Genomic DNA, 20431 nt, shown 5'->3' with positions numbered 1-20431 from the left:
TCCGACCGGGCCCCGGGACCCACTGCGCCGGTCCCGGGGCCCGCTGTACGTCCGCGCTCCTGGCGCACGTCGGCCCCCGGCATCCGCCGGGGGCCGACGTGCGTCCACGTCCCTGGCCTCAGGCGCCGTCCGCCTTCGCGGCCGCGTCGATCGCCGCCAGCGACTTGCGCACCTGATTGCGGTCGGTCGTGTACCAGAAATCGGGCATGGACGCCTTCAGGTAGCTGCCGTACCGCGCGGTGGCGAGCCGCTGGTCCAGTACCGCCACGACGCCCCGGTCGCCCGTCGCCCGGACCAGACGGCCGGCACCCTGGGCCATCAGCAGTGCCGCGTGCGTCGCCGCCACCGCCATGAAGCCGTTCCCCCCTGCCTCCTCGACCGCCTTCTGGCGTGCGCTCATCAGCGGATCGTCGGGGCGCGGGAAGGGGATCTTGTCCATGACGACCAGCTGACAACTGGCCCCCGGCACGTCCACGCCCTGCCAGAGCGACAGCGTGCCGAAGAGACAGGTCCGCGGGTCCGCGGAGAAGTTCTTGATCAGCTCACCCAGGGTGTCCTCGCCCTGGAGCAGGATCGGGAACTCGGGGATCCGGGTCCGCAGCTCCTCCGCCGCCAGCTGAGCCGCCCGCATCGAGGAGAAGAGGCCCAGGGTCCGGCCGCCGGCCGCCTGGATCAGCTCGGTGAGTTCGTCGAGCATGTCGCCGCGGTCGCCGTCCCTGGCCGGCTTGGCCAGGTGCTTGGCCACGTACATGATGCCCTGCTTGGGGTAGTCGAACGGGGAGCCGACGTCGATGCCCTTCCATACGGGCAGGTCGTCCCCGGCGATGCCCTCGGGAGCGAGGCCCAGAGAGGCACCCACCCCGTTGAAGTCGCCCCCGAGCTTGAGCGTGGCCGAGGCGAGGACGACGGAGCGGTCGTTGAACAGCTTCTCCCTGAGCAGTCCCGAGACGGAGAGCGGCGCGACCCGCAACGACGCGCCGAAGCGGTCGTGCCGCTCGTACCAGACGACGTCCCACTCGGAGCCCTGGGTGATCCGCTCCGCGACTCCGTGCACGGTCTCGACCGAGGCCATCGCCTGCTTGCGCACGGCGTCCTCGTCCTGGACCGAGCGGTCCCGGGTGTTCCCCAGCGCCGTGATCACGGCGCGCGCCGCGTCGCGCAAGGCCATCAGCGCGTACGCCAGGTCCTCCGGGATCTCTTCCAGGCGGCCCGGGAGCGCCAGCTCCATCACCCGCTCGAAGCCCTCCGCAGCGGTCTGGAGCTGGTCGGCGACCTTCTCGTCCACGAGCTTGGCGGACCGGCGCACCGCCCGGTTCACCTGGCCCGGGGTGAGCTCGCCGGTGGCCACACCGGTGACGCGGGAGACCAGCTCGTGGGCCTCGTCGACGATCAGCACCTCGTGCTGGGGCAGCACGGGGGCGCCTTCGATCGCGTCGATCGCGAGCAGGGCGTGGTTGGTGACCACGACGTCGGCGAGCTTGGCCCGCTCCCTGGCGGACTCGGCGAAGCACTCCGCCCCGTACGCGCACTTGCTCGCGCCGAGGCATTCCCGGGAGGAGACCGAGATCTGGGCCCAGGCCCGGTCGGAGACGCCGGGCGTCAGGTCGTCCCGGTCGCCGGTCTCGGTCTCGTCCGCCCAGTCGCGCAGCCGGAGCAGGTCCTGGCCGAGCTTGCTGGTGGGGGCTGCCGCCTCGAAGGCGTCGAAGAGGCCGTCCTCCTCGTCCTGCGGGACTCCTTCGTGGAGGCGGTGCAGGCAGAGGTAGTTCGAGCGGCCCTTGAGCATGGCGAACTGGGGGCGGCGGCGCAGCTGCGGGTGCAGCGCGTCGACCGTCCGCGGCAGGTCGCGCTCGACGAGCTGGCGCTGGAGCGCCAGGGTGGCCGTGGCGACCACCACCCTCTCCCCGTGTGCGAGGGCCGGCACGAGATAGCCGAGCGACTTTCCGGTGCCGGTGCCCGCCTGCACGAGCAGGTGGGAATTGTCGTCGATGGCCTCGGCCACGGCCTCGGCCATGGTGACCTGGCCGGGCCGCTCCGTACCGCCGACAGCGGCGACGGCGGCGTGGAGGAGGTCGGGGAGGGATGGCTTCGTCATAGCGTTCCCAGCCTACGGTGCGGCACTGACAGCGGAGTCACTCCCACCGATCACGCGAGCGGGTTGGGGACGGTGCCGTGGACGGCGGCGTGCGGACGGTCGGAGCGGTCCCGGTAGCCGTCCATGTGCAGCCGGTTGCGGTTGAGGCAGAGCCGTTCGATCCGCGGGGTGAGCAGGTCGAAGAGCTCGAACCGGTCCTTCAGCTCGGGGAAGCGCTCCTGGTGGCGGAGGATCTCGGCGCGGACGAGGGCCCAGAAGTGCGCCTCGGGCACGTCGAGTTGTTCCTCGCACAGCGGGGCGAGGTAGCGGAAGACGCCCACGAAGAGCCCCGAATGGATGAACTGGGTGAGGAAGCCGGGCTCCTCGGCGAGGAGGACGGCGCGGACGTCGTCGGGCATCGCGTCGTGCTCGGGGAGCGGGCGGGCGCTGATGTTGACGTCGTCCACGAAGTCCTTGATCGCCAGGCGGACGGGGACGTCCTCCTCGTCGTAGACGACGATCGCGTTCTCGCCGTGCGGGGAGAAGACCGTGCCGTAGCGGTAGAGGAAGTGGAGCAGGGGCGGCAGCAGGGCGGCGAAGAGGTGACGGAGCCAGACGTCGGGAGCCAGCCCGGAGCGCTCGACGAGGGCCGCGACGAAGGCGCGGCCGTCGGGGTCGGTGTGGAGGAGGGCGGCGAGGGTGCGGGCCCGCTCGCCGGGCGGCAGGCGGAGCGGTTCGCGCCAGATCGCGCCGAGGAGTTCCTTGTACTGGTAGGGAACTTCGGGCAGTCGGTCGTACAGGGGGTGCTCGACGGTGACGGAGGCGACCTCGCCGAGGAGGATCACCCCGCACTCCTCGCGGAGGAAGGGGTCGGCGTCGCGCAGGCTGTGGACCCAGGCCGTGACGGCGGGGGCGGCGAGGGTGCGCTCGGTGGGGAGGCCGCGCCAGACGAGGGTGTTGAGGACGGAGAGCGGGAGTTTGACGGTGTGCCGGTCGGGGCGGCTGGTGTTGAGGAAGGTGCGGATGGACTGCTGCGGCAGGCGGAGGTCGCCGTCGGACGGGAGCGGGACGATGGCTCCGGAGGCGATGGCGGGGGCGTAGAGCGGGAGCAGGATCTCGTCCCACTGCCAGGGGTGGACGGGGAGCAGCAGATAGACGTCGGGGTCGAGGCCACGGGCGGTGAGCTCGGCGCGGAACGCCTCCCTGACGGACGGGTCGAGTTCGCGGGCGTAGAGGTGGTCGGGGGTGTCGAGCCCCGTCACACCGCGATAGGCGGCGAGGCGGTTGCTGACGGCGATCCACGGGAGGCGGGTGGCTCGGCGGGCTTCGGGGGCCCAGTGGGCGGCGTCGCCCGCGGAGAACCCGATCCGGCCCTTGTTGAGGACGAGCCAGGGGTGTCCGGTCTGGTGGCCTTCGAGTTCTGCGTACGGCAGGTCGGCGAGGCGGTCGGCGGTGAGGGCCGTGTGGTCGAGGCGCGCCTCGGCGGCGAGGGTGGTGGAGAGCTCGCGGATGAGGTGGCCGAGGGTCGCGCCGTCGAGGTCGAGGAGCCGGCGGGCGCCGACGAGGAGGGCCAGGGGGTCGGTGAGCGGCCGGCCGTCGTGGGTGATCGTGTCGGGTGCGACGCGCCAGCCGCCGTAGGCGCCGCGGCGGGCGGTGAAGGCGAGGGTGGTGCCGTCGTCGAGGGTGAGGGCGTAGCGGTCGGGGGCGTCGCCGCCGACGGGGACGGGTTCGAGGATCTCCTCGTAGGCGAACTCGCCGAGGGCCTTGGCGAGGGTACGGGCGGAGGCGCGGGTCCAGGCGGTGGGGTTGAGCTCGGGGGGCGCGAGCAGCTCGGCGGCGGGGGCCGCCGCGGGTCGTGCGGAGTCGTGGGGTGCTGGGGACGGCGTCACAAAGACTCCTCGAAGTGGGAACCGGTGTGGGTCGAGCGGTGTATCAGAGGCAGAGGGTGTTCACAGAACGTGACGGAGGGCCCGGTCACGGATCATGAGCGCGGCTCGTTTGTCGGGCAGGTCGATCTCCGCGGCGTAGCGGAAGCCGGCGCTGAGGAAGGCCGAGACGGAGGGGGTGTTGCGGATGTCGGGTTCGGCGACGACGCGGGTGCAGCGGGGACGGTGGTCGAGGACGAGATCGGCGACGGCCCGCAGGAGTGCGGTGCCGACTCCCCGGCCCCGGTCCGCGACGCCTCCGAGGAGGAGATGGATACCCGTGTCGTGCGGGCGGGCCGGGTAGGCGCGGGCGAGCGGGTCGAGGTCGGCGCGGTAGATCTCGAAGTAGCTCATCGGGGTGGAGTCGAGCACTCCGAGGCAGGGGACGCTGCGGCCGTCGCCTTCGTGCTGGGCGCGGACGTGGTCGGCGGTGACCGTCTCGGGTCCGGCGAGTTCCCAGAAGGCGGCGACGGCGGGGTCGTTCATCCACCGGGTGAGCAGGGGCAGGTCGCGTCCCGGGCGGACGGGGACGAGGCGGAAGCTGCCGAAGCGGGTGTCTGCCGGTGCCCAGGAGGCGACGGAGTCGAGCAGGTCGCCGTCGAGACGGCCGTCGACGGCGGTATCGGTGTCGGGGCCCGCGCTCCGGCCGGTCCCGGCATCGTTCCCGAGGTCAGTGCCGAGGTCTGTGCCGGGGACGGTGTCGGGAGCGGTGTCGGGTCGGCCTCCCGTGAGGAGGGCGACGAGGTCGTCGACGCGCAGGTCGAGGGTGTCGTCGCCTGCCGGTTCGGCCGATGGGTGGTCGGCGGGTGTGGTGCCGAGGTCGGGTCTGTGGTCCGGATGTATGGACATGGGGTGGGTCTTCCATGGTTCGAGGGCTTCCCCGCTGTGGGTGGACGGGAGTGGGCCGGTGGACGGGACAGACGGCGGTGGGCGGCGGATGGCGGGCCGCCGGGGGCTCAGGCGCGGAGGGGGTTGGTGATGGTGACGTAGACGGACTGGGTGTCGACGGGGCCGACGAGTTCGTCGAGGCCGTGGAGGCGGGTGAGGAGGTTGGCCTTGCTGCGGAGGGTGGCCGCTTCGAGGAGACGGTGCGGGAGGGGTGAACCGAGCCCTGTGGCGGAGGAGAGGAAGGAGCGGAGAGCGGCGAGCAGGACCCGCTCGTCGGCGAGGTGCTGGGCGCCGAAGGCGCCGATCAGGCCCAGGACGTTGTTGATGCCGAGGTAGTAGGCGAAGCGCTCGTCGGTGACCTGGTCGGAGACGAAGGTGTCGCTGTGGGTGCCGATGCCGGGGAGGCGGCTCTCCAGCTCGGCCCGGTGGGACTCGCGGAAGTAGTAGCCCTGGTTGTCCCGGTAGCGGCCGCCGATGGGCCAGCCGTCGGCGTCCAGGAGGACGAGGGTGTTCTGCTGGTGGGCTTCCAGGGCGATGCCGGCGTGGCCGTCGAGCCAGAGGACGGGGCGGACCACCTGGTCGAGGTAGCGGAGGAACCACTCGGCGGAGACGGCCGTGACGGGGCGACCGGTGCGGGCGGAGAGGCCGCCGACGAGGTCGGCGAGGCGGGAGCTCATGGCGGTGGCTCCGGCCCGGGGGCGGGGGGAAGTGAGGGCCGCGAGGCAGACGGCGTCGTCGCCGGGGCCGAAGGGGTTGTGCCGGATCATCAGGTCGAGTCCGGGCACGGGGGTGCCGTCGGGCGCGTCGACGGCGAGCCAGGCGGGGTCGCGGACGATGTCGAAGCCCGGGTGGGCGGCCTGCCAGTCGTCGACGAGGCCGGTGCGCAGCAGGCGGTGGACCTCCACGCCGCGGTGGAGCTCCTTGCGGAGGTTCTCGCGGCGGGAGTTGGTGATGCGCAGGCCGAGGGAGAGCTTGAGCATGGCGCGGGCGCCGGGGCGGTGGACGGTGCGGACGGAGGAGGTGGGGTGCCAGTCGCTGCCGTGCGGGCCGAGGTCGTGGAGGAGGCCCTGGTCGAGGAGGGCGCGGATGTCGGGGCGGTGGAGGAGTTCGCGGGCCTGCCACGGGTGCAGGGGCAGCGGGGCGGTGCCGGTGGGGTGGGCGAGGCCCTCGGCGAGGCCGGCGGCGAGCTGTTCGGCTGTGACGGGGCGGCCCTGCTCGGTCCAGGCGGAATCGGAGACGAGGAGTGAGTGGTCGACGGCGAACCAGTGGAGGGGGAAGGAGCCGTGGAGTTCGGGCGAGTAGAGGCGGGCCTCTGCCTCGGAGAGTCCTTCGCGGCTCTTGGGGGTGGGGTGGAGCGGGTGGCCGAGGAGGAGGGACTGTTCGGCGGCGAGGAAGAGGTCGGCGTCGGGGTGGGGCCGGGGGTCGCCGCGGCGGGCGGCGAGGAAGTCGGCGGTGCGGCGGGCGGAGTCGGCGACGCGACCGACGAGTTCGGTGGCCTCCGGGCGGCCGGTCTCGCGGCTGAGGAGGGCGGCGAGGGTGACGGCGTCGACGGCCGGGGCGCTGGAGGGGAGGTTCTCCAGGGCGGGGGTGCCGAAGCGGTGCCAGCCGGTGGGCGACCAGTAGCGGACGGGGACGAGGAGGGCGGTGCCGCTGGCGTCGAGAGGAATGCGGAGGGTGGCCGTGTCGGGGGTGGGGAGGTTCTTCTCCCGGACCCAGCAGCGGAGGAGGTTCTCGACGGCCGCGGTGTCGGCGGCCCGCTGGGGGTCGGGGTCGTCGAGCGGGTCCGCGGTCGTGGCGGTGGTCCGGTGCGGGCCTGCGGCGGGGGCGCCTGCGGGGCGGGGCGGCCGGAGGGGGGCGGGGCCGGTGTGCTGGCGCGGGACCGTGCGCTCCTCGGCGTCGGGGCGGGTCTCGGTCTCGGGCACCTGAGAGGTGGGGGTGGCGTTCACGCGGGTTTCCTTGGAGAGGGGGCCGGGGGCGGTCCGGGTCAGTGGGACGGGCCGGGGACGGGCCGGTGGGGGGCGGGCGGCCGGGGGGCATGGGCCCGCTCGGCGGCGGCGAGGGCGTCGGCGAAACGGTCCAGGACGGCGGTGGCCTGCTCGTCGGTGAGGGTGAGCGGGGGGAGGAGGCGGACGACGGCGGAGTGCCGGCCGCCGAGTTCGACGATGAGTCCGCGGGTGAGGCATTCGCGCCGGACGGCGCGGGCGAGGGCCGGGGCGGCGGGCGGGGCGAGGTCGTCGGGTCCGGCGGCCCCGGGATCGACGAGCTCGACGCCGATCATGAGACCGCGGCCGCGCACGTCGCCGACGCAGGGGTGGGCGGCCTGGAGGCCCTGGAGTCGGCCGAGCATCCGGGCCCCGAGGGTGGCGGCCCGGTCGGCGAGCCGGTTCTCGCGGACGTACGCGAGGGTGGCGGTGCCGGCGGCCATGGCGAGCTGGTTGCCGCGGAAGGTGCCGGCGTGGGCTCCGGGCCCCCAGGCGTCGAGTCCGGAGCGGTACACGACGACGGCGAGCGGGAGGGAGCCGCCGATGGCCTTGGAGAGGACCATCACGTCGGGGACGACACCGCTGTGCTCGACGGCCCAGAAGGCGCCGGTACGGCCGACGCCGGTCTGGACCTCGTCGACGACGAGGGGGATGGAGTGCCGGGCGGTGATCGCCCGCATGCGGCGCATCCAGGCGTCGGGGGCGGGGAGGACGCCGCCCTCGCCCTGGACCGCCTCGACGATCATCCCGGCGGGGGTGGTGACGCCGCTCTTGGGGTCGTCGAGGAGGGTCTCGGTCCAGCGGGCGGAGAGTTCGGCTCCGCGCTCGCCGCCGACACCGTAGGGGCAGCGGTAGGACTGCGGGTACGGGAGGCGGGTGACGCGGACGTCCTCGGCGCCGCCGGAGGCGGCGAGGGCGCCGGTGGTCATGCCGTGGTAGGCGCCCGTGAAGGCGAAGAGGCCGCTGCGGCCGGTGGCGGTGCGGACCAGGGTGAGGGCGGCTTCGACGGCGTCGGTGCCGGCGGGGCCGCAGAACTGGATGCGGGCGTCGGCGGCGAGCTCCGGAGGGAGGGTGGCGAAGAGTTCGGAGGTGAAGGCGTCCTTGACCGGGGTCGCGAGGTCGAGGACGTGGAGGGGGGCTCCGGAGTCGAGGACCCGGTGGATGGCTTCCAGGACGACGGGGTGGTTGTGGCCGAGCGCGAGGGTGCCGGCGCCGGAGAGGCAGTCGAGGTAGCGGCGGCCGTCGGCGCCCTCGATGGTCAGGCCGCGGGCGCGGACCGGGACGATCGGCAGCGAGCGGGCGTAGGTGCGGGCGCTGGACTCGCGCTGGGCCTGCCGCCGCAGGATGGCCTCGTATCCCCCGCCCGCCACCGTGCCGTAGCCGCGCCGGGTCGAGGCGGCGGGCTTCCTCGTGGCCTCGCTCACCGGCGCCGGGCCGCCGGTGGGGGTCACGTCCGGGGCGGCCGGGGCGACGGAGGTCGCTTCCGGGACCGAGGGCGCCGGGGCGACGGAAGGCGTCTCCGGGTCCGAGGCCGGGTCGGACGTCGCCTCCGGGGTCGGGGCGGGAGTCACGGCGGGCGCCGCCCCCGGCGTGGGCGCATCGCTCGGGGACGCGTCCGTCGGGTGCGGGGGCGGCGTCGGGCTCGGAGCACGGGCTGGGGGTGGGGGTGAGGGTGGGGTCGTGGGTGCCGGGGGGCGGGTGGGGGCGGTGGCTGGCGCTGATTCGGTCACGGCCACGGCTCGGTGTCCTCCCGCGATAACAGTTGCGTTGCACATCGGTGGGCCGCCGGACCGCGCCCAAAGGCCGTGCCGGGCGGTGTCGTTGTGTCCCCCGTACGTACCAACGACGGGAACTGCCGGGGAACACGGGCCGGAGGCAAGTTCCTTGGCGTGGCGTGGATCACGGCATGGCAACGGCCGTACCGGCTCCGGAACCGCGGGCGGGGCGCGTACCGTCCCCTCCGGCACCGGCATAGTGGGGGCCGTCGGTCCCGTGTCCGTCCGGACACGAGTACGACCGATGCTCAGACATGCACCAGTTGACGTAGTCCCAGGGGGATCACGAGATGCGATCGATTCGTCCGCTGCTGATGGCGGCATCCGCCGTCGCGGCGCTGACGCTCACCGCGACGGCCTGCGGCCCGAGCGAGGAGAACGCGGGAGACAAGCCCAGCGCGCCGGTGAACGAGAACCCGGTCGACAAGATCAAGATTCCGGAGGACCTGAAGCAGCGGCTGAAGGACCACGGGATCGACGTCGACAAGTGGCGCGACGGCGAGTGGAGGAACTGGGACAAGGACAAGTGGCTCCGTGAGGCCAAGGACTTCGTCAACCCGATCATCGAGGACCTCTGGGACCCGGACCGGATGAGGGACGCCGAGCGTCCCGAGCGGCCGGTCGAGGAGGAGGACATCTCGGGCGACGAGGGGGTCACCGACCCGACGCCCGACCCGGTGAAGGCCAAGGCGGTCCCGGCGAAGTACCACGGCAACGCGCCCGCGTCCGGCAAGGTGTTCTTCGACGGCCCCGACGGTTCCATGGTCTGCTCCGCGACCGTGATCAAGGACCCGGCCCACCCGGGCAAGTCCAACCTCGTGTGGACCGCCGGCCACTGCGTCCACAAGGGCAAAGAGGGCGGCTGGTACCGCAACATCGCCTTCGTCCCCTCCTACAACGACGCCGCGCTGGAGACCTCCGCTCTGGAGAAGGCCTCGCGCGAGCAGATCGCCCCCTACGGCGTGTGGTGGGCGGACTGGGTGAAGACCTCCGACGAGTGGATCGCGCAGGGCGCGTCCACCGGCGGCGCGGGCGCCCCGTACGACTTCGCGGTCATCCAGGTGACCCCGGAGAAGGGCTCGTCCGGCAAGTCGCTGGAGGAGACGGTCGGCACGGCCCTGCCGGTCGACTTCAACGCCCCCGCGGTGCCGAAGATCGCGGACATGACCGCGACCGGCTACCCGGCGGCGCCGCCCTTCGACGGCCAGAAGATGTTCCAGTGCGCGGACAAGCCGGGCCGGCTGTCGCTGAAGGCGGAGCAGCCCACCATGTACCGCATCGGCTGCACGATGACGGCCGGTTCGTCCGGTGGCGGCTGGGTCGCCACGGGCAAGGACGGCCAGCCCGCGCTGGTGTCGAACACCTCGATCGGCCCGTCGACGGCCGGCTGGCTGGCAGGCCCGCGTCTCGGCCCCGAGGCCAAGGCGATCTTCGACGAGGTCAGCAAGAAGTACGCCGGCCAGTGAGCCGGTGAGCCACGGCGTGTGAGCGGAGGGAGGCGGGACCGGTGCGGTCCCGCCTCCCTCCGCTCGCTCAGGACACCTTTCAGGTTTCAGGGGGACACCACCACATGCGCTCTGTACGACTCATACCCGCGGCCCTCGGCGTGACGACGGTGCTCGCGCTGACCGTCACGGCCTGCGGGCCCGGCGGGACCCAGGCTTCGGACAAGCCGGCCGGGGCGAGCAGCTCCGCGCCCGCGCCGGCCGAGGGCGGCGACGGCGGCACCGGTACCGACGCGGGCGACCTCGCCGGCGAGCTCGCCGACAAGCTCAAGGAGCACGGCGTCGACGTCGACGCCTGGAAGAAGGGCGGGTGGAAGGACTGGGACACCTCCACCTGGCTGCGTGAGGCCGAGGACTTCGTCAACCCGGTCATCGAGGACCTGTGGGACCCGGCGCGCATGCAGTCGGCCAAGAGCCCGGACCCGACGATCACCGCGCAGGCCGGGACCTCCGGCTCCGATCCGGTGCCGCGGCCGGTGACGGCACAGCGGGAGAAGACGCCCTACCACCGCAACGCCGCCCCGGTCGGCAAGATCTTCTTCGACTCCCCTGAGGGGTCGATGGTCTGCTCGGGCACGATCGTGAAGGACCCGCGCCGGCCCGGCAGGTCGAACCTGGTCTGGACGGCCGGGCACTGCGTGCACGCCGGGGAGCGCGGCGGCTGGTACCGCAACATCACCTTCGTCCCCGCCTTCAACGACCTGGGCAAGTCGCCGGCCGCGCTGCGCGACGCGCGGTCGCACGAGGTCTACCCGTACGGCCAGTACTGGGCGGACTGGGCGGTGACCTCCGGCGAGTGGATCCAGCGCGGTGGCACGAATCAGGCGTGGGCGTACGACTACGCCGTCCTGCACGTGCAGCCGCAGCGCGGCGGCAAGTCGCTGGAGGAGACCGTCGGCGCGGCGCTGCCGGTCGACTTCTCCGCCCCGGCTCCGTCCCGGGCCGGGACCGTGGGGGCCTGGGGCTACCCGCAGGCAGCCCCGTACAACGGCGTGATCATGCACAAGTGCCTGACCGGGGCCTCGCGGCTCACGGTGGCGCCCGCGACGCCGGTGATGTACCGGATCGGCTGCACGATGACGGCCGGTTCGTCGGGCGGCGGCTGGTTCCGCGCGCTGCCGGGCGGGAAGACGGCGCTGGTGTCGAACACCTCGATCGGCCCGGCGCGGGGCAACGGCTGGCTGGCCGGTCCGCAGCTCGGCCGGGGTGCCAAGGACGCGTACGACATGGTCAGCAAGAAGTTCGCCCGCTGATCCGATCCCGGGCGGCGGACCGGCCGGCGGGACAGCCGGCGGACCGACCCGCGGGACGGCCTGCGGGACGGCCGGCGGACCGGCCAGCGGGACGGAGAAAGGCGTCGGCCCCCTCCCCTTGATCGGGGAGGGGGCCGACGTCTTCGTACGGCGGTCCGTGCTCAGTGCGCGGCGGGGACGTACGGCGCGAGCGCCGCCGCCAGCTCCTCGTGCACCCGGGCCTTGACCAGGGTGCCCTCGGAGGTGTGCTCCTCGGAGAGCATCTCGCCCTCGGCGTGGACGCGGGAGACGAGACCGCCCTGCGTGTAGGGCAGGAGGACCTCGATCTCCACCTCCGGGCGGGGCAGCTCGCGGTCGATCAGGGCGAGCAGCTCCTCGATGCCCGCGCCCGAGCGGGCGGAGACGGCCATGGAGTGCTTCTCGACGCGGAGCAGACGCTGGAGGACCAGCGGGTCGGCCGCGTCGGCCTTGTTGACGATCACGATCTCCGGCACGTTCACCGCGCCGACGTCCCGGAAGACCTCGCGCACGGCGGCCAGCTGCTCCTCCGGGGCGGGGTGCGAGCCGTCCACCACGTGCAGGATGAGGTCGGCGTCGGCGACCTCCTCCATGGTGGAGCGGAACGCCTCGACCAGGTGGTGCGGCAGGTGCCGGACGAAGCCGACGGTGTCGGCCAGGGTGTAGACCCGGCCGGACGGCGTCTCGGCCCGGCGGACGGTCGGGTCGAGGGTGGCGAACAGCGCGTTCTCCACCAGGACGCCGGCGCCCGTGAGGCGGTTGAGCAGCGAGGACTTGCCGGCGTTGGTGTAGCCGGCGATGGCGACCGAGGGAACCTTGTTGCGGCGCCTTTCCTGCCGCTTGATGTCGCGGCCGGTCTTCATCTCCGCGATCTCCCGGCGCATCTTCGCCATCTTCTCGCGGATGCGGCGCCGGTCGGTCTCGATCTTGGTCTCACCGGGACCACGGGTGGCCATGCCGCCACCGCCGCCGCCACCCATCTGCCGGGACAGCGACTGACCCCAGCCGCGCAGTCGCGGCAGCATGTACTGCATCTGCGCGAGGGCGACCTGCGCCTTGCCCTCTCGGGACTTGGCGTGCTGGGCGAAGATGTCGAGGATCAGGGCGGTCCGGTCGACCACCTTGACCTTGACGACGTCTTCGAGGGCGATGAGCTGGCCGGGGCTGAGCTCGCCGTCGCAGACGACGGTGTCGGCACCGGTCTCGACGACGATGTCCCGGAGCTCCCTGGCCTTGCCGGAACCGATGAAGGTGGCCGGGTCGGGCTTGTCGCGGCGCTGGATGACGCCGTCGAGGACGAGGGCGCCCGCCGTCTCGGCGAGGGCGGCGAGCTCCGCGAGGGAGTTCTCGGCGTCCTGCACGGTCCCCGAGGTCCAGACGCCGACGAGCACGACGCGCTCCAGGCGCAGCTGCCGGTACTCGACCTCGGTGACGTCCTCGAGCTCGGTGGAGAGGCCGGCGACGCGGCGCAGCGCGGCGCGCTCGGAGCGGTCGAACTGCTCGCCGTCCCGCTCTCCGTCGATCTCGTGGCTCCAGGCGACGTCCTCTTCCATCAGGGCATCGGCCCGAAGGCTCTCGGTGCGGCGCGACTCCGCGAAGCTCTGCTCGTCCTGGGAAGGGGAAGAAGAGGAGGTCATTGGATCCTTACGTCGGTCGGAACGATGATGTCGGTACAACGTGCGGCGGCCCCGGATGATTCCCCCGGAGACCCCCCTGGGGTCCCTCGCGGGTCCGGCGGCCGGCCGCGTCGCCGACGTGAAAATGGTGACACGGCCGCCCGGCGCCCGTCACCCGGGTTTCCTCAGCGTTTCGCGTCGGCGGGCGGGAGGCTGCGCCAGTCCGGGTGGCCGGGCATGGGCGGGGTCTTCTCGCCGTACAGCCAGCCCGCGAAGAAGGCGTCGAGCTCGCGGCCCGAGACCTGTTCGGCCAGGGCCGTGAAGTCGGCGGTGGAGGCGGTGCCGTCGCGGTGGGAGGCGACCCAGCGGCGTTGCAGGCGGTCGAAGGCGTCGGTGCCGATCTCGTGCCGGAGGGCGTAGAGGACGAGGGCGCTGCCGTCGTAGACGACGGGCCGGAAGAGGCTGATCTTGGCGCCGGGCGTGGGCGGGAGGGGCTCGGCCGGCGGCCCGCCGTTCGCGCGCCAGCCGTCGGAGGCGGTGTACGCGGCCTTCATCCGCTGCTCCATGGACCGGCCGGCCTTCTCGTCGGCGTACAGCGCCTCGTACCAGCTGGCGTGTCCCTCGCTCAGCCACAGGTCGGACCACATGCGGGGGGTGACGCTGTCGCCGAACCAGTGGTGGGCCAGTTCGTGGACCATGACGGCGTCCACGTACCACTCGGGGAAGCGGGGGTCGGTGAAGAGGCGCCGCTCGAAGAGGGAGAGGGTCTGGGTCTCCAGCTCGAAGCCGGTGGTGGCGTCGGCGACGAGCACGCCGTACGTCTCGAAGGGGTACGGGCCGACCTTGTCCTCCATCCATTCCAGGTGGCCGGGGGTCTTGCGCAGCCAGGGCTCCATCAGGTCCCGGTCCTCGGTGCGGACGACGTCCCGGATCGGGAGGGAGCGGGGGCCGGTGCGGTGCAGGACGGTGGAGCGGCCGATGGAGACCTGGGCGAGCTCGGTGGCCATGGGGTGGCGGGTGCGGTAGGTCCAGGTGGTGGTGGCGCCGTGGTCGGCGCGACCGGCGGGGAGGCCGTTGGCGACGGCGGTGAGCTCGCGCGGGGCGGTGATGCGGAAGGTGAAGTCGGCCTTGTCGGAGGGGTGGTCGTTGGAGGGGAAGACCCGGTGGGCGGCGTCGGCCTGGTTGGCCATGGCGAGTCCGTCGGAGGTGCGGACCCAGCCGCCGCTCGCGGCGGGACCGCGCGGGTCGCTGGTGTGGCGGACGGTGACGGTGACGGGTTCGCCGGCGTCGATCGGGACGGCGGGGGTGACGACCAGGTCCTCGCCGCTGGTCTCGTACGCGGCGGGGAGGCCGTCGACGGTGACGGCGGAGACCGTGCCGTGGGCGAAGTCGAGGTGGAGCCGGTCGAGGTCGGCGGTGGCGAGGGCGTCGACCCGGGTGACGGCGGCGAGCGGCTCGGTGTTCACTCCGGAGTAGGTGAGGGCGATGTCGTACGCGCGGACGTCGTAGCCGGGGTTGCCGAGGTGCGGGAAGAGCGGGTCGCCGATGCCGAGCGGCGCCGGGGCGGGCAGCGCGGCGGCGACCAGGCCGACGGAGGCGGCGACGAGGACGGCGGACCGGAGCCAGGGCCGGCGGGCCGGCCGCCGGCGCGCGGTTCCGCCGGGGGCGGTGGGGGCCTGCGGGAGGGGCGGGGATGTGTGCGCCATGGCCCACAGGGCTACCAGCACCCCGCCCCCTGCCCCGGCCGACGCGCGCACCCGCCACCCGAAGGGGTCACCGGCGGGCCTTCACGGCGCCGGTCCGGGACGTGGGGGATGTGGCCTCGGTCCGGAAGGCCGGCGGCCCGGTCGTGTGTCGGGGTGCCGGGGTGCCGGGGTGCCGGGGTGCCGGGTGCCCGGGTCAGAGGCGGTGGGTCCGGTCGACGTCGTAGACACCGGGGACGGCGCGCATGGCGCGCATGAGCTGGGGGAGTTCGGCGGCGTCGGCCAGTTGCAGGGTGTACGTGTGGCGGACGCGTTGCTCGCTGGGCGGCTCGACGGTGGCGGAGACGACCTCCGCGCCGGCGGTGGCGATGGCTTCGGTGAGGTCGGCGAGCAGGCCGGGCCGGCCGAAGGATTCGGCGACGAGGGTGACCCGGCAGTGGGCGGCGTCGCCCCAGCGGACGGGGACGGCGGGCCGGCCGAGGCGGTGCATGACGGCGACGGCGGGACAGCCGGTGCGGTGGGCGGTGACGGCGCCGCCGCGGACCCGGAAGCCGGTGATCGTGTCGGGGGGCACGGGCGTGCAGCAGCCGGCCGGGCGTACCGGGGGTGGCGGGCCGCCGCCGAGGTCGGCGTGGAGCTCCGCGCGGGAGCGGCGGTCGGCGGCCACGCTGAGCGGCGGGCGCGGGGCGGCGGCGGGCTGGGCGGCTGCTTCCGGGTGCGCCTGGAGCCAGGCGGTGATGGCGATCCGCGCGGCGGGGGTGCGGGCGTGGTCCAGCCAGGCCGGGGAGGGTCCGGAGCCGGTGTCCTGGGCGAGGAGCAGCTGCACGGTGTCGCCGTCGGAGAGGACGGTGCTCAGCGGGGCGAGCCGGCCGTTGACGCGGGCGCCGAGGCAGGCGTGGGCGGCGTAGCCGTGCTGGGCGTAGGCGGCGTCGACGCAGGTGGCGCCGGCGGGCAGGCCCAGGGTTCCGCCGTCGGCCCGGAAGACGGTGAGCTCGTGGTCCTCGGCGAGGTCGGCGTGGAGCGAGCTCCAGAAGGTGTCGGGGTCGGGGGTGGACTGCTGCCAGTCGAGGAGCCGGGCGAGCCAGCCGGGCCGGGTGGGGTCGGCGCGCTCACCGTCCTCGGCCGCCGTGTCGCCCTCGGCGGGGTCCGCGGTGCCGTACGGGCTGCCGAGGGCGACGACGCCGGCCTCGGCGACCTTGTGCATGCGGTGGGTGCGGATGAGGACCTCGGCGACGCCGCCGTCGGGCGCGGCGATCGCGGTGTGCAGGGACTGGTAGAGGTTGAACTTGGGGGCCGCGATGAAGTCCTTGAACTCCGAGATCAGCGGGGTGAAGCAGGTGTGCAGCTCGCCGAGGACCGCGTAGCAGTCGGCGTCCTCGGCGACGAGGACGAGCAGCCGCCCGAAGTCGCAGCCGCGTAGTTCCCCGCGCTTGAGGCGGACGCGGTGGACGGAGACGAAGTGGCGGGGGCGGACGAGGACTTCGGCGGCGATGTCCGCCTCGCGCAGGACGGCGCCGACCCGTTCGGCGACGGCGGCGAGCGCGTCGGGGGAGCCGGAGCCGGTGGCGTCGGCGATGAGCGCGCGGGTGGTCTCGTACTCCTCGGGATGGAGGATCGCGAAGACGAGGTCCTCCAGTTCGGTCTTGAGGGCCTGGACTCCGAGCCGTTCGGCGAGCGGGATGAGGACGTCCCGGGTGACCTTGGCGATGCGGGCCTGTTTCTCGGGGCGCATCACGCCGAGGGTGCGCATGTTGTGGAGCCGGTCGGCGAGTTTGATCGACATGACCCGGACGTCGTCGCCGGTGGCGACGAGCATCTTGCGGAAGGTCTCGGGCTCGGCCGCGGCGCCGTAGTCGATCTTCTCCACCTTGGTGACGCCGTCGACGAGGTACGCGACCTCGTCGCCGAACTCCCGGCGTACCTGATCGAGCGTCACCTCGGTGTCCTCGACGGTGTCGTGGAGGAGGGAGGCGGTCAGGGTGGTGGTCTCGGCGCCGAGTTCCGCGAGGATCAGGGTGACGGCGAGCGGGTGGGTGATGTACGGCTCGCCGCTCTTGCGGAACTGCCCCCGGTGCGAGGACTCCGCGAGCACGTACGCACGGCGCAGCACGGAGAGGTCGGCCTCGGGGTGGTGGGCCCGGTGTGCCTCGGCGACGTGGCTGATGGCGTCGGGCAGCCGGTCGCGCGGGGCGGGGCCCGCGGTGGCGCCGAGCAGGGCGGCCCGGCCGAGCCTCCGCAGATCGAGCCTGGCGCGTCCGCGCCTGCGGACGCCCGTGTCGGTGGCCGCGGCGTCAACCGCGCTCACGGGGTTCGTGGCCTCTGCGCTCATGGGGCACCTCCGGCGACGTCGACCGGCGGTGGACGGGCGGGGAGAGCCCGGGGGGCCGGTGCTTGATGCTACCGACCCCACCACGCGGCGAAGTCACGCTCTCGCCCAGCGTGAATCGGATCACCCATTCGAGCGACACGACAGTCGTTGACTGTTTCGATTCCGGTACGGTCCTGCCCTGAGCTCGGGGCAGGACCGTACCGGCCTCGGGGGCCGGGGCCGGACCGCACCGGCCTTCAGGGGCCGGGGCCGGACCGTACCGACCTCAGGGGCCGGGGCCGGACCGCACCGGCCTTCAGGGGCCGGGCGGTCGGTCGGCGCTCAGTGCTGGGCGAGCCAGGAGGGCTCCAGGGTGCCCTCGGCGACGATGACGGCCGGTCCGGTCATCTCGATCTCGCCGTCGGGGTGCTCGGTGATGACGAGGGTGCCGCCGAGGACGTCGACGGTGTACGTGGCGGGGGCGCCGGTCTCGGCCGGGTCCGCGCCGTCGCGGCGGGCGGCGGCGACGGCGACCGCGCAGGCACCGGTGCCGCAGGAGCGGGTCTCGGCGGCGCCGCGCTCGTGCACGCGCATGGCGACGTGGCGGGGGCCCCGGTCCACGACGAACTCGATGTTGACCCCGTCGGGGTAGACGGTGGCGGGCTCATACGGCGGCTCGTCGTACAGGGTGCCCGCGTGGGCGAGGTCCTCGACGAAGGCGACCGCGTGGGGATTGCCCATGTTCACGTTCCGCGCGGGCCAGCTGCGGCCGTCGACGGCGACCGTGACGCCTTCCTCGGGGAGGACGGCGCGGCCCATGGAGACGGTGACGGAGCCGTCCTTGTCGAGGTGGACGCGCTTGACCCCGCCGCGGGTGGCGACGGCGACCTCGCCGGCGGTGACGTGCCCGGCGTGCTCCAGGTAGCGGGCGAAGACCCGGACCCCGTTGCCGCACATCTCGGCGACCGTGCCGTCGGCGTTGCGGTAGTCCATGAACCACTCGGCCTCGCCGGCCATGGCGCGGGCCTCGGGGTGGGCGGCGCTGCGCACGACGTGCAGCACGCCGTCGCCGCCGAGACCGGCGCGGCGGTCGCAGAGCCGGGCGACGAGGGCGGGGGGCAGGTCGATGTCGTTCTCCGCGTCGGGGACGATCACGAAGTCGTTCTCGGTGCCGTGGCCCTTGAGATAGCGGAGCGGGGTGGTCTGCGTGCTGGTCACGAGATCAACTGTACGGTGCCGCCCGGACGCCCGTTCCGCTTGTCCACGGGGCGGGCCGGCGGCGGCCCCGCCGGGCCCGGCGGGGGGGGCTCAGCGAAGGCGGGCGACGCGCCAGACCGCGAGCGCGACGAGGGCGGCGATGGTGGTCACGTACAGGGCGAGGACCCGCCAGTCCGGCCGCTCTCCGGAGCCGCGCTGCGGCAGCCCCGGCCAGGTGTGGCCGACCTTGCGGGCGGCCATCATGCCCCAGCCGGCGGCGCAGAAGCTGATGAGCAGTCCGAGCATCGCGACGACCGCGCCGCCGTCGCCCGAGCCGAAGGCCAGCGGGAAGGCGAACATCAGGGAGCCGACGGCGGCGAGCCCCAGGATCGGGGCGAGCTGCCAGAACCTCAGCAGGCGCCGGGGGCGCAGCTCGACCTCGACCTCGGCCGCGTCGACCTCGACCGCGGAGCCCTCGGCGTCGTCGGGCCCGTCGGGCGTCAGCCCCGGGGCACCCCCGGGGACCGACTCGTGCTGTTCTCTGTCGCGAGGGCCGGCCTCCATCGCCACGCGCCCTCCCAACTCGGACTCCACTTGGTCGATCGATGCTCGATGATGGCACGCTCACGACCGCCGAAATGACGGGCAGTGCGTCCCGATGCCATCACGTGATCAGGCTGTAACCGCTCGTTCGACCAACGACAGCGCCTCCCGCGGGAGTTCCCCGCGGTGATCGGCGGCCCCGCTCAGCCAGTGGACGCGCGGGTCGCGGCGGAACCACGAGTCCTGGCGGCGGGCGAAGCGCTTGGTGGCGCGCACGGTCTCGGCGCGCGCCTCGTCCTCGGTGCACTCCCCGGCGAGCGCCGTGAGCACCTGCTGGTAGCCGAGCGCGCGGGAGGCCGTACGCCCCTCGCGCAGGCCGAGCGCCTCCAGGGCGCGGACCTCGTCGACGAGTCCGGCCTCCCACATGCGGTCCACGCGCGTGGTGATCCGCTCGTCGAGTTCGGGGCGGGCCACGTCGACGCCGATCTGGACCGTGTCGTAGACCGACTCGTGCCCGGGGAGGTTGGCGGTGAAGGGCTTCCCGGTGATCTCGATGACCTCCAGGGCGCGGACGATGCGGCGCCCGTTGCCGGGCAGGATCGCGCGGGCCGCCTCGGGGTCGGCGGCGGCGAGCCGGGCGTGCAGGACCCCGGGGCCGTGCTCGTCGAGCTCGGCCTCCAGACGGGCCCTGACCTCGGGGTCGGTGCCGGGGAACTCCAGGGCGTCCACGGCGCCGCGCACGTACAGGCCGGAGCCGCCGACGAGGACGGGGGTGCGGCCCTCGGCGAGCAGCCGGTCGATCTCGGCGCGGGCGAGGCGCTGGTACTCGGCGACGCTGGCGGCCTCGGTGACGTCCCAGATGTCGAGGAGGTGGTGCGGGACGCCGCCGCGCTCCTCCCACGTCAGTTTGGCCGTGCCGATGTCCATCCCGCGGTAGAGCTGCATCGAGTCGGCGTTGACGACCTCGCCGCCGAGCTGCTGGGCCAGGAACACACCCAGATCGGACTTTCCGGCCGCCGTGGGGCCGACGACGGCGATGACCCGCGGTGCGGGAGCTGCACTTCTCACCGCCCCAGTCTCGCAAACCTCGGGGGGCGTCCCCGAACGAGCGACGTGACAAGCGGGTGGAGGGTTCGTTGCCCGAGCGTGGTTCCGGCCGAGTTCCCCGGGTGTTCCGGCCGAGTCGGCGCCGTCGGTTCCCCGCGCGGCACCCCCTGACGAGTACGCTATGGAGTGAATATGGGCGTTTTCGCAATGTTTCGCCGGAAGAGGAAGGGAACGGCGGAGGATGTGGCCGAGGTCTCCACGGAGCCTTCGGCGGCGGAGGCCGACGCGACGGCGGAGACGGGTGCGACGGAGCGGTCCGGTGAGGCGGAGGAGTCCGGCGTGGCCGGGGAGTCCGGTGAGGCCGGGGAGTCCGGTGAGGCGGCGGAGGCCGGTGAGGCGGACGGTCCGGTGACGCGGGTGCCCGTCGCTGGGCTGACCGTTCCCGAGTCCGCCCCCGAGTCCTCGCCGGAGGCGGCCGGGGACGTCGCGGAGGCCGTGGAGGTCGCGGAGGCCGTGGAGATTCCGCGGCAGCAGTCGGCCGGCACCGCCGCGGACTCCGCCGCGGACAGCGAGACCGGCGAAGCCGCCCGCAGGTAGGCA

The 20431-nt window shown here is 73.7% G+C and carries 14 protein-coding genes; 3 read left to right on the top strand and 11 right to left on the bottom strand.

Annotation, left to right across the window (positions count from 1 at the left end; translation table 11 throughout):
* Positions 1-118: 118 nt before the first annotated feature.
* The 5 genes from ACFYT9_RS12545 to ACFYT9_RS12525 all read right to left on the bottom strand — a co-directional run bounded on the left by ACFYT9_RS12545 (position 119) and on the right by ACFYT9_RS12525 (position 8236).
* Complete coding sequence (locus tag ACFYT9_RS12545) at positions 119-2092, bottom strand: ATP-dependent DNA helicase (RefSeq protein ID WP_376602214.1); 1974 nt, start codon at positions 2090-2092, stop codon at positions 119-121.
* Between the two features lie 50 nt (positions 2093-2142).
* Entirely contained in the window at positions 2143-3960 is a 1818-nt protein-coding gene (locus ACFYT9_RS12540) for an IucA/IucC family protein (protein WP_389162834.1), read from the bottom strand.
* 60 nt (positions 3961-4020) lie between these two features.
* Positions 4021-4845 carry a GNAT family N-acetyltransferase gene (locus ACFYT9_RS12535; RefSeq protein WP_389162831.1) on the bottom strand — a complete coding sequence of 275 codons (825 nt, stop codon included), beginning with the start codon at positions 4843-4845 and terminating at the stop codon, positions 4021-4023.
* Positions 4846-4952: 107 nt separating this feature from the next.
* Positions 4953-6830 carry an IucA/IucC family protein gene (locus ACFYT9_RS12530; RefSeq protein WP_387280278.1) on the bottom strand — a complete coding sequence of 626 codons (1878 nt, stop codon included), beginning with the start codon at positions 6828-6830 and terminating at the stop codon, positions 4953-4955.
* 38 nt (positions 6831-6868) lie between these two features.
* On the bottom strand, positions 6869-8236 hold the full coding sequence (locus ACFYT9_RS12525) for a diaminobutyrate--2-oxoglutarate transaminase family protein (RefSeq protein ID WP_389163343.1): 1368 nt from the start codon (positions 8234-8236) through the stop codon (positions 6869-6871).
* Between the two features lie 695 nt (positions 8237-8931).
* Here ACFYT9_RS12525 and ACFYT9_RS12520 point away from each other — a divergent pair.
* Both ACFYT9_RS12520 and ACFYT9_RS12515 read left to right on the top strand, forming a co-directional pair.
* The gene (locus ACFYT9_RS12520) at positions 8932-10107 is read left to right on the top strand and encodes a trypsin-like serine peptidase (protein WP_389162828.1); all 1176 of its coding nucleotides are present in this window, start codon (positions 8932-8934) and stop codon (positions 10105-10107) included.
* Positions 10108-10211: 104 nt separating this feature from the next.
* On the top strand, positions 10212-11399 hold the full coding sequence (locus tag ACFYT9_RS12515; protein WP_389162826.1) for a trypsin-like serine peptidase: 1188 nt from the start codon (positions 10212-10214) through the stop codon (positions 11397-11399).
* A 161-nt stretch (positions 11400-11560) separates the two neighbouring features.
* On the opposite strand, the gene hflX is transcribed toward ACFYT9_RS12515, so the two are convergent.
* From hflX to miaA, 6 genes are all read right to left on the bottom strand, one after another.
* Positions 11561-13054 carry a GTPase HflX gene (hflX, locus tag ACFYT9_RS12510; protein WP_376602472.1) on the bottom strand — a complete coding sequence of 498 codons (1494 nt, stop codon included), beginning with the start codon at positions 13052-13054 and terminating at the stop codon, positions 11561-11563.
* A gap of 164 nt (positions 13055-13218) precedes the next feature.
* Positions 13219-14739, bottom strand: coding sequence for a M1 family metallopeptidase (locus ACFYT9_RS12505; protein ID WP_389162824.1), 1521 nt, complete (start codon positions 14737-14739; stop codon positions 13219-13221).
* 193 nt (positions 14740-14932) lie between these two features.
* Positions 14933-17065: a RelA/SpoT family protein gene (locus tag ACFYT9_RS12500; protein WP_389162821.1), complete on the bottom strand. Its 2133-nt coding sequence runs from the start codon at positions 17063-17065 to the stop codon at positions 14933-14935.
* A gap of 321 nt (positions 17066-17386) precedes the next feature.
* Positions 17387-18262 carry a diaminopimelate epimerase gene (gene dapF, locus ACFYT9_RS12495; protein WP_389162819.1) on the bottom strand — a complete coding sequence of 292 codons (876 nt, stop codon included), beginning with the start codon at positions 18260-18262 and terminating at the stop codon, positions 17387-17389.
* A gap of 90 nt (positions 18263-18352) precedes the next feature.
* On the bottom strand, positions 18353-18805 hold the full coding sequence (locus ACFYT9_RS12490; protein WP_376602473.1) for a hypothetical protein: 453 nt from the start codon (positions 18803-18805) through the stop codon (positions 18353-18355).
* 108 nt (positions 18806-18913) lie between these two features.
* The gene (miaA, locus tag ACFYT9_RS12485) at positions 18914-19852 is read right to left on the bottom strand and encodes a tRNA (adenosine(37)-N6)-dimethylallyltransferase MiaA (RefSeq protein WP_389162816.1); all 939 of its coding nucleotides are present in this window, start codon (positions 19850-19852) and stop codon (positions 18914-18916) included.
* 222 nt (positions 19853-20074) lie between these two features.
* Between miaA and ACFYT9_RS12480 the strand changes: the two genes are divergently transcribed.
* On the top strand, positions 20075-20428 hold the full coding sequence (locus tag ACFYT9_RS12480; protein ID WP_389162814.1) for a hypothetical protein: 354 nt from the start codon (positions 20075-20077) through the stop codon (positions 20426-20428).
* Positions 20429-20431: the final 3 nt, after the last annotated feature.

This window comes from Streptomyces sp. NPDC004435, from assembly GCF_042873895.1.
Lineage (GTDB): Bacteria > Actinomycetota > Actinomycetes > Streptomycetales > Streptomycetaceae > Streptomyces.
This window is presented reverse-complemented; position numbering and strand designations above follow the sequence as displayed.

Bases quoted from the DNA above. Each gene is read 5' to 3' on its own strand.
- ACFYT9_RS12545 (WP_376602214.1), bottom strand. From the start codon at position 2,092: ATGACGAAGCCATCCCTCCCCGACCTCCTCCACGCCGCCGTCGCCGCT.
- ACFYT9_RS12535 (WP_389162831.1), bottom strand. From the start codon at position 4,845: ATGTCCATACATCCGGACCACAGACCCGACCTCGGCACCACACCCGCC.
- ACFYT9_RS12520 (WP_389162828.1), top strand. From the start codon at position 8,932: ATGCGATCGATTCGTCCGCTGCTGATGGCGGCATCCGCCGTCGCGGCG.
- ACFYT9_RS12515 (WP_389162826.1), top strand. From the start codon at position 10,212: ATGCGCTCTGTACGACTCATACCCGCGGCCCTCGGCGTGACGACGGTG.
- hflX (WP_376602472.1), bottom strand. From the start codon at position 13,054: ATGACCTCCTCTTCTTCCCCTTCCCAGGACGAGCAGAGCTTCGCGGAG.
- ACFYT9_RS12505 (WP_389162824.1), bottom strand. From the start codon at position 14,739: ATGGCGCACACATCCCCGCCCCTCCCGCAGGCCCCCACCGCCCCCGGC.
- ACFYT9_RS12500 (WP_389162821.1), bottom strand. From the start codon at position 17,065: ATGAGCGCAGAGGCCACGAACCCCGTGAGCGCGGTTGACGCCGCGGCC.
- ACFYT9_RS12490 (WP_376602473.1), bottom strand. From the start codon at position 18,805: ATGGAGGCCGGCCCTCGCGACAGAGAACAGCACGAGTCGGTCCCCGGG.